The sequence below is a fragment of the Pseudanabaena sp. FACHB-1998 genome (assembly GCF_014696355.1).
In the GTDB taxonomy this organism is placed as follows: domain Bacteria; phylum Cyanobacteriota; class Cyanobacteriia; order Pseudanabaenales; family Pseudanabaenaceae; genus Pseudanabaena.
In genome coordinates this window covers 84,424-98,583 of record NZ_JACJQA010000011.1, presented here as the reverse complement: position 1 = coordinate 98,583, position 14,160 = coordinate 84,424, and the positions used below count along the sequence as shown (strand labels likewise).

The window sequence follows — 14,160 nt, the reverse complement described above, 5'->3', positions numbered from 1 at the left end:
GGATCAAAACTAAACTCAATCACTTTGCTCTCAAGTCTAAACTCTACTTCAATGCTATTAGGGCTAGTTTCTCTCAACTCCAAAAACTGGCTATTCCTTCCACGTAACATCAGTTAAATAACTAAAACCAGAGTTTGTGTACTCCGCGTAGCGGGGTACACAAACTCTGGTTTTAGCCAAGCTGAGCTTGTAATAGCAAAGTTGCTTCGTGAGCGGGAACGGGACGACTAAAGAGATAACCCTGCACCGCATCACAATTATGCGATCGCAAAAACTCTAATTGCTCTCTTCGCTCCACACCTTCAGCGATCGCCATCAAGTTGAGATTGTGCGCCATTGCAATAATTGCCGATGTAATTGCTGAATCATCAGCATTTTGCGGGGTTTCACGAATAAAGCTAGCATCAATTTTAACTTTACTCACAGGCAATAAACGCAAATAACTCAGTGAAGAATAGCCTGTACCAAAATCATCAATGGATACGCGCATACCCAACGATTGCAACTGCCTGAGCATTTTGATTGTAGTATTTTGATCCTGCATCACTAAGCTCTCGGTAATTTCTAATTCCAAATATTGCGGATCTAAATTGGTCTCAAAGAGAATTTGCATAATGCGATCGCAAAGGGTCGGTACTTGAAACTGTTGAGCCGAAAAATTAACTGCCATTCTAATCGGTGGTAATCCCATTTTTTGCCACTCACTATTCTGCTGGCAAGCTGTTTGGAGTACCCATTCTCCCAATCTCACAATTAAGCCATGTTCCTCAGCAGCAGGTATGAATTGATTAGGAGGAACCCATCCCAATTCTGGATGCAACCAACGGGCTAGGGCTTCCATACAATCGATTTCCCCGCTTAATAAATTGATCTGCGGTTGATAAAAAACTTGAAACTCTGAGCGATCGAGAGCTTGCCGAATTCCATTCTCGATCGCCACATATTCCATCACCTTTGCGCCGATCGCATGATTATACAATTGGTAATGATTTCTGCCCCGTTCCTTTGCCCGAAACATTGCTGTATCGGCATTTTTCATCAAAGTCTCTTCATCAGTACCATCACTCGGAAACAGACTAACCCCAATGCTTGTACCAATATAAAGCGCCATTTCCTCTACGAAAAATGGCGATTCAAAGGATTGCAAAATTAATTGAGCAAATTGCTGGATGGACTCCACACTCTGCAACTCAGGTACAAAAATCATAAATTCGTCTCCACCCATTCTCGCTAAGAACGTACTTTCAAACATACATTCCCCTAGCCTTTTCGCTACTTCAATTAAGAGGCGATCGCCTGCGGCATGACCCATCGTATCATTGACTAATTTAAAGCGATCGAGATCCAGAAACAGCACCGCTAACAAAGGTGGAACTAGCCTTATGTCATTATCTTGATACTCTTCCAGATGCTGATCGAGCTGTTCGGTCGCCTTTTCTAACGCCATCGAGAGGCGATCACGAAATAAAACTCGATTAGGCAAATTAGTGAGAGAATCGTGGAAAGCTAAATGTTCAATTTCGGCTTGAGCGCGTTTGCTAGCGGTAATATCCTCAACGGTTCCCTCAAAAAAGAGAATATTGCCTGTAATATCATAGACAACATGGGCATTTTCCGCAGTCCAAATTATCGACCCATCTTTGCGGTAGATCTTCGCCTCAAACTGCTTAACTTCTTCTTTATCCATTAAAAATTGAATTAATTCTGTGCGGCGTTGCGGATCGACATATAGCTGATTGCTAATATCCGTAAGATTATTAATCAAATCATCAGGGGAATCATATCCATAAATTTTGGCAAGCATCGAATTGGCAATCAAAAACCTTCCCTCTACTGAAGTCTGGAAGATTCCTTCTACAGCATTCTCAAAAATACTCCGATATTTAGCCTCCGCTAACTTGAGAGCCTCCTCAGCTTTCATTTTTTGGGTAACATCATTAATTAAAATAAGTTCGCATTTACGGTTGTTATAAAGGAGGGTATGAGCCGAAACTTCGACTAAAATCAAATTGCCATCTTTCTTGCAATGTCGCCATATTTCAGGTTTAGTCAATCCTGTGGATATTTTAGATAGGGCTTCCAAAAGTCTCGGGACATCTTCGGAAGGTCGTATATCTTGTAAGGTCATGGATAAGAACTCTGCTTCACTGTATCCATAATGACTAATTGCAGCTTGATTAACTGCTAAGAAGTATAAAGTCTCCAGATCGTAAATCCACATTGGATTAGGATTATTCTCAAAGAGATATCGAGTACGATTTTCTGCTTCTCTCTGATTTTTAGCATTTTGTTCCCAATCCGTTATATCCTCAAATCTATTGACAAAGTAAGGTTCTTGATTATCCTCGACACTTAGATCTGTACTTTGCAAAACTTGAACTATTTGTCCATCTTCTCGAAGGTAGCGAACATTTAAATAACAGTGATCAATATCGCCTGACAGCAATCTTTCTTTAAGAAAGTAGTAAGCAGGTAGGTCTTCAGGATGGCAGATTTGCACATATTTGAGTTGGCTGATCTGGGACTTGCTATATCCTAATAATTCACAAAAAGATAAGCTGGTTTGGCGAACTTGATCATCTAAAGTAGTTTCAAAAATGCCGACAGTGCTATTTTCAATGCATTTAGCAATACGCATTAAATTCTTGAGACGCTCCTGCTTGAGAACCTCTTGATATATGGGATTAAGATGTTTATATCTTTCAGCCAAATTTTTCACCTAATCGGTATCACTAATATTTTAGCTTTTCCCAAATCGCAGTTATCTAGATGCTTATTTGTTGACTTAAAAACTGCAAAGAAGTGCTTAACAATTTAGCCTTAAACTTTATAGCATATAGATATAAATACATAAAACCCTAAAGAGAGTGGGGATGGGATCATCCCACTTTGGCGCAGTCACGAGTTGATTTGGGATTCACTATTTCTCACTTTAGATAAAAGTTAAAGATAAATTGATAATCTCTTCATTAGATAGGGGAACAGGTAACAGTTGGATTTTAGCCCGATCGCTATAGACACTAAGTTTATTCGCGATCGCTTCGGTAATTCCTCCTGAGGTTAAAAAATATGGTAAGACATTGATTTTATAGATGTTTTGGACAATTAGGTTTTCGATTTGAGTTTCTATTTTTGGCTCAACTCCCCAATAAGCGGCGATCGCTTGACTTTGTTGAGCTAAGTCTTCAACTACTTGGTTAGCGCCTGTGCGCCGACTTCCATGCGCCATTAAGATTTGTCCTTGAGTTTCCGAACTAGATTCATTCGCATATTTAGCAAAATGCTGGCTTAGTAAACTGGGAATTTGGGGATGTGTGCCTAAGTGAGGAGTAATCTGAAAAGTGATTGGTTCTAAAGATTTATTGGAGTCTTGGCTTAAGGCGAACTGTAACTTACTTTGAGCGATCGCGACTTCATGGGGAATATCTTCACTAACGTGGACACCTGCCAACAAAAATAATGGCAAGATGATCACTTCTTTGCAACCATAAGTACTCACTTCTATTGCAAATTGTTCCAATTGTTGAGCAAGGCTTAGCTCCAAGCCTTCCAAGCATCCACCACTAATTAGAGGACTATTTTTAACATGGGGGCTAGAGCTTTGGCTGCGAGCTACATTGACTAAGGTTTGCAAGGTTGACCAAGAACGGCGATCGCTACTGCCATGAGTTACAAAAAAAAGCGCTGCGGCGTTCATAGTCTCTACTCGTTATAATTGTGATCAATCTAGCAATTTTAGTTGTGCCATAGGCAAAACTAAAGCTCAAAAGTTCGATTATCACAATTATAACGAGTAACGCATATCGAAACTATTTACGGAAAAACCCAAGGACTCAAGGCTCATCAATTAAAACAATTAGAGCGACTCTATAGATCGCGTCTGCCTCAAGATAGCCTTACTACTCCCGAACTGGCTCAACGCCTTGCAGTTGTTAGCGCTGAGCTAAAGGACTCTGTTTGCATTTACCTCAATCGACGCGGACAGGTAATTAGGGTGGCGATCGGTACACCCAATCAAACTAAAATACCGCCCCTAGAATTGCCTCGCTATGGTAGCGATCGCCTGAGTGGGATTCGTTGTATTTGCGCTAGCCCTGACGCATTGCCCCCAAATCCCACGGATTTAACGGCGATGCTGATGCAAAGGCTTGATGCCTTGGTAATTCTGCCCGTTAATGAGAGGGGCTATACCGAACGCGGCTATTTAGCTCATCTATTACCTGCCACTGAAACTGAGTTGCCCGAACAGCAAGATGCTTGGCGGGTATCTAGTCCGATGACCTTGGATACCCTCTCGAAGCAAGATTTTCTGGAATTAGTTGAGGGGCTAGAAGAAGAATTTAGCCGTAATTTTGCAGGACGTAGCACCGATGATAATCAAGATCGGGTGGTGCTAGTCGGGCTAATGGCGCAAAAGGAAAAGTCCGACTCGATGCCCTTTACGATGATTGAGCTGGGGCAGTTGGTGGAAAGTGCTGGCGGCAAGGTGTTAGATGCTCTCTGGCAAAAGCGCGAGCGTCCGCATCCACAGACCGTTTTAGGTGAAGGCAAGGTCTTAGAACTGGCGATCGCCGCCCAAACTAAGGGCGCAAATCTGGTGGTATTTGATCGAGAGCTTACGGCTTCCCAAACACGTAATATCGAACGGATGATCGGTTTGCGAGTGAGCGATCGCACCGAGGTTATTCTCGATATTTTTGCCCAACGCGCCCAGTCCTCCGAAGGTAAGCTCCAAGTCGAGCTAGCCCAGCTTGAATATCGCCTGCCAAGGCTAGCGGGACATGGTCAAGCTCTTTCAAGGCTTGGTGGTGGGATCGGCACACGGGGACCAGGTGAAACCAAGTTAGAAACCGATCGCCGTGTGATTCAAAAGCGGATTACCTTCCTCCAGCAACAGGTTAATCGCCTTCAGGAGCAGCGATCGCGCATTCGCCAAAAACGAGTCGATCAGGAAGTTCCCACTGTAGCGATCGTGGGCTACACCAATGCAGGGAAATCCACCTTGCTCAATGCCCTGACTAAAGCCGATGTCTATGCGGCGGACAAGCTATTTGCCACCCTTGACCCAACTACGCGCCGCCTTAGTCTTGCGGATGATCAGTCTCAAATGCATACGGTGCTATTAACCGATACCGTTGGCTTTATCCATGAGCTTCCCGATTCGCTGGTAGATGCTTTCCGCGCCACTCTTGAGGAGGTGTCGGAAGCCGATGTGTTAGTCCATCTCGTTGATGCTTCCCATTCCGCTTGGGAGGATCAATTAAAAGCAGTCGAAAAAATTCTCAAGGATATGCCGATCGCTGTGGGACCCATTTTATTAGTCTTCAATAAAATTGATGCCGTAACTGATCCCCAAGCCATTTTGGAGAAATACCCCGAAGCGATCGCTATCTCTGCTCTCAAACGCCAAGGCTTTGAGCAGATGAGCAAAGCCTTGCTCAAGCAAATTGAGTATGCGATCGGTAAGCTGTAGACTATGATGTATTTGAATTTAGGGTGAAAATTGTGACACAACGTACAGCAAGGCAATGGATTATTAACGGTGTCCTCATAGTAGTTACGCTCTCATTTCTGGGCATCTCGATCGCACCATTGATCGGCGGCATATTTGCCCCCACCAAACCGCAAGAAGCCGTTAATGCTAATCAAAATGCTGAGCAAGAACGGATTAAAATCCAGATTGAAGGATTTGAGGCAGTGCTGAAGAGTGATCCTAAAAATCAAACTGCACTCATTGGACTAGTTAACCTCAGAAATCAATTAGGAAAAACTAAAGAAACCATTGAGCCATTGCAAACCCTTGCTGATGCTTTTCCTGATCAGCCCGAATATCGGATGACTTTAGCCAGAACCTATGTGGAACTTAAAGATCCTAAAAATGCTCTAGCCGAATATCGGAAAATTTTGACTACTAAGCCCGGATTTATTCCAGCTTTGCAAAGTGTAGTAAGCATCGAATTAACCGATAAGCGTCCTGAAGCGGCGATCGGTATTTTGCAAGATACCCTCAAGACTGCGGAAACTGCGAATAAAATCCAAGCTAATACCGTTGATACAGGTTCAGTACGCTGGATTCTTGGTGAAGTCTATCGCCAACAAAATCGCCTAGACGATGCGATCGCCACTTACGATCAAATGATCAAGGAAAATGTTAAGGATTTTCGTCCCTACGTTGGCAAGGCGCAACTGAGACAAGTACAGGGTAAGGATGATGATGCGAAAAAACTCTTTGATAAGGGTTTAGAACTGGCTCCCGCCGAATTTAAGGACGAAGTAAAGCGTCTCGCCTCTCTCTCTCCTCAAAAACAACCTTTCACAAATCCCGCCCAGCCTCCTAGCAGTAACCCTGAAACTCCCAAAAAACCATAAGAAAAAAGCGGCTCCTTGAGCCGCTTTTTTCTTATGAAATAGATTCACCGATCGCAATTCTTGCTCCATTTACAAAATCCCAACCCGATTGCAGTTTTTTACCCGCAGGTTGCACTTCTTTTATTAGTAATAAACCTTTACCAGTTTGCAATCCAAAGCCTTTACCCTTCCGAATCTCGGCAACCTTGCCAATATTCTCTAAATTATCCTCAGCTTCCATAACTTCTGACTTGGTAACCTTTAACCTCTGTCCACGAAAATCTATGTAGCAATTGGGATAGAAGGCACGAATGCGATTATGCAAAGCGATCGCCTCTTGATTCCAATCTAGTTCCCAATCCTCGCGCCCAATCATTGGTGAATAGCAGGACAAAGCATCATCTTGAGGTTCAGGCTTGATCGTATCTAAGCGCCGCAAAGTATCAATTAATAAATCTGCACCTAAATTCGCTAATTTCGTACTTAAAGTATCTGTATTGTCTTCAGGCAGAATTTCTAACGCAGATTTGAGTAACATCGCGCCTGTATCAATACCTGCATCCATTTGCATGGTCGTAATTCCAGTAATGCTTTCCCCATTAGCGATCGCCCATTGGATCGGCGCAGCACCACGATATTTTGGCAGCAATGAGCCATGCACATTGATACAGCCATACTTAGGCATCTTCAAAATCTTTTGTGAGAGAATCTGCCCATAGGCAACTACCACAAATACATCGGCATTAATCGCCGCTAGTTCCTCAAGTACCTGTTTATCTTTTTTGAGGCGATCGGGTTGCCAGATTTGCAGATCAGGATTTTGGGCGATCGCCGCAGCTTTGACAGGCGGCGGCGTAACTTGATTACCCCGACCACGCCTAGTATCTGGTTGGGAAACCACACCTACCACTTCAAAATCTGGTTCCGATAAAAGCTTCTCTAAGGTGGGAACTGCAAAATCAGGAGTTCCAAAAAATACAACACGCATAATTATTGAGCCATAGTAAATGAGCGCCTATCTCTAGACAGGATTATAATAGGAGTGAAAGGGACTAGATAAAATACCCAGTAATTTGCCAATTTCTTTAATAAAATAATCTTCTTGATCAATCCAAAGAGTTCTCTCTTCAAGACGTAAAAATTTCCAAATCATTCCTGTTGTCACTACACCATAAATAGGAAGTCTATTATCACTTTTGGCATTAAAGCGCTGAGCCGCAACCATTTCTGCGATACATTGTCCTAATCCGCCTTTAATATTTTCATTTTTTGCTTCCACAAGGGTAATTACTGGACAGGAAATTTCATAGATTTCACTAGAAGCTGTCAACATAAAATCACAAAATCCATTTAAGCCAGATTCTATATCAACATTAAATTCTGTCCCAGAAAAGAAGCCAACCTTTTGATCAAATATTTGCCGAATTTCAAGCAGGATGGGCGCAATGAGCAATTCCGATCGCGCTTTTTCAGTATTGATGGCATTGGCAATGGAAAGATTGCGTTTGAGGGTTTGTTGCAGATATTCACTAATCGTCAAAGGTTGAATATCCACAAATAGATTTTCTGATTCTTTTATCGTCAAGCCAAATTTTTCTTGTACTTGGGCGATCGTTTTAAATTCACTATATGACATTGGTGTTAGTCGGCAAACAATGTATAGTCTAACTTGCTGAGATAGTGGTCAACAAATAGCTCCGATTACAACCTTACATTAGATATTGTGAAAGTCACTATTTATAAAGCACCTCAGCCGAATAAAGGTGAGAAATTGTTGCAAAATGGTTTTCAAGTGGAGGATTTTCCGTACAATCCACCCTATGAGGATGGTAAGTGTTATTTTGCTGGCGCTAACTCTAGAAGTTTGGCTGAACAGTATAACCAGAGTTACAAACAGGGTATTTTAGAGGTTACGATAGATCAAGAAACCTATGATCGCATTTTTAAACCGCTTGAGAGGACTTATCAGGGTGGTTCGTATATCGAGTTACCGATCCCTCAAGATTTATTTCCAACTTTAAACCAGTTCCCTAGAGTTTTAAAGAGAGAATAGCTAATGAATAGTCAATTTTGGAATCAAGTCAAAACTAAATATCAGCTTGGGAAGTTAATTTACGGGAAAGTGGAATTTCATGCGCCTTTTGGTGTGTTTGTTGATATTGGGGATGAGAAGGTAAAGGGAATTATCCAAATTCCAGATTTTTTGGACAGTGGGGCGATGAGTCCAGAAATGTATCCTGAGATTGGTTCACCTGTGGGGGCGGTGGTGGTTGGCTATACTGAGGATGATCGCAATCAGGTTTGGTTGAGTGTTAAGCCGAGTGTGTTGCAAAAGTCTTTGGTTAAGTTGAGAGTGCCTGTTGTGAGTCAAGTTTAAATTTTGGGACGGTCGCAACTGATATCAATAACGACAAGGAGTTTAAGCATCTCGCCGTTATTAATACTATGGCGACTTATCACTCCACATAAGATCTTTACATATAAACAACCTCAAAAACTTCTAATGGTTCAACTTTACCCTTGAGTTTTAAAGCTCCGATACCACGACATTCCATCTTATCTTGTACAGCAGCATAAGTCTCCGAGCCAATCAGAATTTGATCTGGCTGAGATTGGCTTTCTAGACGAGCTGCTGTGTTAACTACATCACCTAAAATGGTGTAGTCCATTCGTCGATCGCTACCGAGACAGCCTGCAATAACTTCGCCAGAGTTAATTCCAATACCAATGTGAATCGGCACAGTCAGCTCAGTTCGATTAATTTCAGCAACTTTCTTCTGGATTGCGATCGCACATTGCACAGCTCGAAGTTCTTGGTCAGTTTGCTCAATGGGAGCACCAAAAACAACCATCACCGAATCCCCAATAAATTTATCAATCGTCCCTTCGTATTGAAACACGGTATCGATTATCTCTCGAAAATATCGATTGAGTGTTAGAAAGATTTCTGACGGAGAGCTTTGTTCTGCCCGAGTTGTAAAGCCACGAACATCACAGAAGAAGCAGGTGACATATTTTCGTTCTCCTTCAACGATTTGCTCAAAGTCTTGCTGAGACATAAGCCTGTCTACAAGCTGTTGAGTGACAAAGCGCCCAAACATCTCTTGAAACTGCTTAGCACGAAAGTTTTCCTGTTCCCAGAAATGTTGTATCCGCAACAGTGGATTCTGTAATACTTCACGTTGGTAGGTTTGGATACCCACGATTCCATTTTTAACCAAATCTCTCGATCCATTTTGCATGGTGAAATGTTTGTGATTCGGAAGCCGATTTAAGATATTGCGGTCTAGATAGTCTTCCAATAAAGATTTTACTTCATCATCAATATGAAGGACTTCAAAAGATGCACAGCGCCCAATATTCCCTCGACTAGAACATACTTGGCAGCCAATCTCGCGCCATAGTTCTTTTGCTTTACGACTATCAGGATAAACCAGCCGAGTCTCCTCCAAACTCACTGGAACTAACTGCCCACAGTTACCACACAAACGAGGTAGAAGCATTTGTGAAACTACCCCTGAAACATTCTCCAAAATCTCTTGGCTAGTTAATCCCCTAGCCCGTAGGTTAGGAAGTACATCTATTCCTACAAAAGGAGTGTCAATACAGGCAAAGACCCAGTGCTTAGACTTTGCTGCCATGAGAGCTGCTGCTTCGTTATTTCCATTGAGTGTATCGATGACGATAATAGTTGATGGATTGGCTGTTGCCTGTTCAATTGCATCCACCCAAGCTTGTTCAGATGGCTCCACATGTTGAGTCACCCAACTTTCAGGTAATTGTATGTGCATTGAATTGAACCAATCTCTCTCCTCGGAGAGCAACATAACAGGCAAATTTTTTTGCCAAGCATGGTAAGCAATTATAAGTAATGTTGTGGTTTTACCTGTGCCATGTTGTCCTGTAATAGGAAATAGACCAGGTTTCCCGTCCAAGATTTTTTGTGTTAGAAGTCTCGCTTCAACTGGTGAAATATATGGATCGAGCTTGAGTTCCTCAAGACTAAGTTTTTCTGGCATATGGATTATTAATACTCCGATGTAATGGCAAAAATGAGAGATAGAAAAAACCTGATACCAATTAATATCCTCTACTTCAGTTGAGTTAATAATGATTTGCAACACAAACGTACAGTGACAAACAGCATAACTATAGTGTGATATGCAGCCAGTTTAAGATTGGGGAATCTCGCTTTGTGATTGAGATTAAAGGCGATCGCTGTTTGATGTTGTTGGTTTGTTGAGGGGCGATCGCTTGTGTGGTGAAGTTGATGATTTAGGCGATCACGTTGTGAATTAGATTAGGGCAATCGCTGTTTGGTGTTGCTTTTTCTACTGTACTATACAGTTATATCAAGATTTTTGTACAATTTTCAAAAATCTGAAGTTTTGTTATGGATACTGGAAGAGGCACTGAAACTGTCGCTAGTCCTCATATCAATATAGCTACTGCCATTCTTGAAACCAGAAGATGAGTTGCGCCGCGAAGCGGCGCAACTCATCTTCTGGAGTGGGAAGCTAGATTACACTCCATTGCCAATGATGATGAAGGCTGACCAGTAAAAAGGATGAGAAAAGTCCTTAGAGCGAATGGTGGCAATCTGCGCTTGGCGCAATGACTCCGCCTTGGATCGATCGCCTGTTTTAACACTGCGATAGAATTCCTGCATTAAGACTTGTGTTCCCTCATCACTCACCTGCCATAGAGAAGAAATCGCCGCCTTCGCGCCTGCCCTTTGCACTTGATAGCCAAATCCCAAAATTTCGATCCCATTGCCCAACTTGCCCACTCCAGTTTGACAAGCACTGAGAACGATTAAATCCACATTGGACATCGGCAAATCCTTCATTTCATTCAGCAGAATGCGATCGCCATTGCCAAAAATCAAAAAAGAGTTTTCGGGCTTACCAACGTTAAATTCGGCATGGGTAGCCAAATGCACGATGTTATTGTTTCGCATTAAGGACTCAGTGGCTTGACGACTGAAATCATTGTCGATCAGCTTAGTAGTATTTGGTAAAGCAGAAGCGATCGCCTGCACTTCGGTGAGGGTTGCAGGTAAGCCCGCTTGACCGAATTTTTTACTATTAGGCTGTCCCCCAAAGGCTCCCGCCACAATTCGCAAAGCCTTAGGCGGATTATTGCCAAAGTCGCTGAGACTATAGGCAACTAAATTATTAATGCGATACTTCTCCACTAGCCATTGCTTGCCATCATAGAGCGCCGTAAGCGGTATATAGCGCAACTGTCCATCGGGAGCGTAGAGAATTGTATTGGTTTGAGCAAGATCAGCTTCAAGAGGCTTAATCAAGATGTCGTAAAGCTTTGAAGCTGTTTCTAGCACATCCAGAGAACCCGCATCTCGAAGTTCCGCTTGAAAATCTTGAATTAATTGCAAGACCTGAGATTCAGATATCTTAACAGAACGACGGATCGGTAACTTGTTGGGAGTAAAGAGAATTAGCTCTAGGCGATCGCTTAAAATCAACGGATAAAGCAGCGCTTGACCTTGAGGCAGTTTTTGTAGATATTCGGGAACGCGATTAAGTTCTGCGGGTGGAGTTTGCTGTAATTGTTGAATAATTTTTTGGTTGCTCTCGATGATCGGTTGGAGAGATTTAAAGGGCTGAGAGGATATGGCTTGGGTTTGCAAATTCTCTTCAGGGAAAATATATAGCCCTTGAGCCGTGCGAGCATTCCCTTTAACGTTTTGCAAGTATTCTTGAAGTTCCTGCACCTTTAATAAATCGAGAACTTGCAAAGCTTCCATTACTCGTCCCTGCTGCAATAGCAAATCTGCCAAGAGACGATAGTTATAGGCAATTGTTTGCTGATAAGCCCTTTGTTGTTCTGGGGCAAGTTGCCGCAAATCTTGGCGAATGGACTCCGTGACATTCACCGCTTGTTTTAAAAAGGCGATCGCTAGTTGTGGATATTGGCTTTTTATGAGAATTCCTAAATTTCCAAGTAATTTACTTTCCTGATTGCGATTGCCCACTTCACGGGAATATTTCAAAGCACCTTGAAACGCCACAAAAGCGCGATCACTTTGACTCGATAGACTATAGACTAAGCCCAAATTGTAAAGGGAATTGGCGACACCAGCGCGATCGCCGATAGCTTGAAAAATCTCTAGCGCCTGTTGATGGGAAGTTATGGATTTTTCAGGTTGCTGGAGATCGAAATATAGACTGCCTATTTGCGAAAGCATGGCGGCTTCGGAAGTAGGGCTTCCTGATTGCTTAAAGAACTCTAATAAATCTTGGGCAGATTTTAATTGAGCTTGAGGGTTGACTGAGTTTGGATTTACATTGAGTAATGCAATTAATGACTCCGCCATTTTTGTGAGTTGAGGCGAATACTTGGCTAGTTCTGGCAATTTTTTTAAAATTTCTGTAACCTTGCTAGGTTCTCCCAATTGCAGATAGACTCCCGCTAAATACATCGAAGCCACGCCCTCTCCCTGCTTATCGCCTACGGATTCATAAAGCGATCGCGCTTCTTGCAGACTCTTCAAAGCTTTAGGATATTGACTTAGCGAAGTATACAGACTTCCTTCTCCTACGAGAATACTGGCGAGGGTTTGTTTATCGCTCTGCTTAGGATTGGGAACCTTGGTTAAATCCAGATAAATAGACTTAGCCTGTGTATATTTATCTAGAGCTTCGCGATTCTTACCTTGGTCTAAATACACCTCCGCCATGTTTTTGAGATTGCGCCCTTCTTCAGGGCGATCGCCTAATTCGCGGTAGATCTTTAGTCCTTGTTGATAAAGGTCGATAGCTTGAGAATATTGACTGAGATAGCGATAGGAAGTGGCAACCACACTCATCATGCCTGCCTCACGGGAGCGATCGCCCGATTGCCTGACTAATTCCAAAGCCTTGAGATTTAGCTCAATTGATTTAGCATATTCCAAACTCATGTTGTAGATATTGGCTTCTAAATTTAGCGCAGTCGCTTCTCCCAGAAAACTTTCGATCGCTCGATAGGCTGTACCACTTTGTTTAGCCAAGGCAAGAGCCTGCTCTTTTTTTCCCAACAAGCTATAAGTGGAAGCTAAATAAAATAAAATTTGGGCTTCAGAGGCGCGATTTCCGACTGCTTGACTCAGTTTAAGTCCATTTTCAAAAAAGCCTACCGATTTAGGAAATTCAAACTTCTTTACATAGATAATGCCAATAGTGGCAAGGGTTTTGCCTTCACGATAGCGATCGCCCACTTCTTTGCGAATGGCTAACGAGTTTTCAAGAAGTTTTAAAGCATTATCAAATTGTTCCAAACTCAGATAGGCGCGTCCATATTGATAATTCACTTCGCCTTCGGCTTGGCGATAATTCAGCCTGTCACGGGGCGCTAAATTCACGGGTAGAGATTGCAAAATTTTAGTTGCATCTAACAAAGTGGCGATCGCCTGTTTTTCCTGCTTTAAACTAATTTGTACCGCACCCAAGCCTGCTAAAGATTGCAATTCCCTTAAGCGATCGCCCTGTTGTTGGGCGATCGCCAGAGCCTGTTGATATTGTTGTAAAGATTCTTTAAATTTCCCCTGATCGAAGAGCTTTTCGGCTTGAACTAATTGCGTTTCGATAGAGTTGGGCTGGGATGGCTCAGACTTGACTGAAGTATTTGTTTTACTCCCCTCATTCAAGGACTGTTTCTCCGCCCAAGCGGGATTCAGGGCTAATTCCCATAAAATCAGGGTCATTCCTACAATGAAAGTCTTAGATAGGCGATCGCCAATAGATTTCCTGTTCATAGAAAGATTGCTAATCCTGTTGTCATATAATTAACCAGCAATTACCGCAATTA

Annotated in this window: 10 protein-coding genes; 4 read left to right on the top strand and 6 right to left on the bottom strand. The window is 42.5% G+C overall.

Annotation, left to right across the window (positions count from 1 at the left end):
- Positions 1–172: 172 nt before the first annotated feature.
- Together H6F42_RS05560 and H6F42_RS05555 are read right to left on the bottom strand one after the other, a co-directional pair.
- Complete coding sequence (locus H6F42_RS05560; protein WP_190398367.1) at positions 173–2,710, bottom strand: EAL domain-containing protein; 2,538 nt, start codon at positions 2,708–2,710, stop codon at positions 173–175.
- 222 nt (positions 2,711–2,932) lie between these two features.
- On the bottom strand, positions 2,933–3,697 hold the full coding sequence (locus tag H6F42_RS05555) for a sirohydrochlorin chelatase (protein WP_190398366.1): 765 nt from the start codon (positions 3,695–3,697) through the stop codon (positions 2,933–2,935).
- A 105-nt stretch (positions 3,698–3,802) separates the two neighbouring features.
- On the opposite strand from H6F42_RS05555, the gene hflX reads away from it, so the two are divergent.
- Together hflX and H6F42_RS22275 are read left to right on the top strand one after the other, a co-directional pair.
- On the top strand, positions 3,803–5,473 hold the full coding sequence (gene hflX / locus H6F42_RS05550) for a GTPase HflX (protein WP_190398372.1): 1,671 nt from the start codon (positions 3,803–3,805) through the stop codon (positions 5,471–5,473).
- 32 nt (positions 5,474–5,505) lie between these two features.
- Entirely contained in the window at positions 5,506–6,369 is an 864-nt protein-coding gene (locus H6F42_RS22275) for a tetratricopeptide repeat protein (protein WP_190398365.1), read from the top strand.
- A gap of 31 nt (positions 6,370–6,400) precedes the next feature.
- On the opposite strand, the gene fmt is transcribed toward H6F42_RS22275, so the two are convergent.
- Both fmt and H6F42_RS05535 read right to left on the bottom strand, forming a co-directional pair.
- The gene (fmt, locus tag H6F42_RS05540) at positions 6,401–7,336 is read right to left on the bottom strand and encodes a methionyl-tRNA formyltransferase (RefSeq protein ID WP_190398364.1); all 936 of its coding nucleotides are present in this window, start codon (positions 7,334–7,336) and stop codon (positions 6,401–6,403) included.
- A gap of 33 nt (positions 7,337–7,369) precedes the next feature.
- On the bottom strand, positions 7,370–7,984 hold the full coding sequence (locus H6F42_RS05535) for a hypothetical protein (RefSeq protein ID WP_190398363.1): 615 nt from the start codon (positions 7,982–7,984) through the stop codon (positions 7,370–7,372).
- Positions 7,985–8,071: 87 nt separating this feature from the next.
- Here H6F42_RS05535 and H6F42_RS05530 point away from each other — a divergent pair, with 87 nt between their 5' ends.
- Both H6F42_RS05530 and H6F42_RS05525 read left to right on the top strand, forming a co-directional pair.
- Positions 8,072–8,401, top strand: a complete 330-nt coding sequence (locus H6F42_RS05530) for a hypothetical protein (protein WP_190398362.1) — start codon at positions 8,072–8,074, stop codon at positions 8,399–8,401.
- 3 nt (positions 8,402–8,404) lie between these two features.
- Positions 8,405–8,725 (top strand): S1 RNA-binding domain-containing protein, encoded by a 321-nt coding sequence (locus H6F42_RS05525; RefSeq protein WP_190398361.1) that lies wholly within the window; start codon positions 8,405–8,407, stop codon positions 8,723–8,725.
- A gap of 97 nt (positions 8,726–8,822) precedes the next feature.
- Here the strand turns inward: H6F42_RS05525 and H6F42_RS05520 are convergent, their stop codons facing one another.
- Positions 8,823–10,367 (bottom strand): adenylate/guanylate cyclase domain-containing protein, encoded by a 1,545-nt coding sequence (locus tag H6F42_RS05520; RefSeq protein ID WP_190398360.1) that lies wholly within the window; start codon positions 10,365–10,367, stop codon positions 8,823–8,825.
- A 503-nt stretch (positions 10,368–10,870) separates the two neighbouring features.
- Complete coding sequence (locus H6F42_RS05515) at positions 10,871–14,107, bottom strand: CHAT domain-containing protein (RefSeq protein WP_190398359.1); 3,237 nt, start codon at positions 14,105–14,107, stop codon at positions 10,871–10,873.
- Positions 14,108–14,160: the final 53 nt, after the last annotated feature.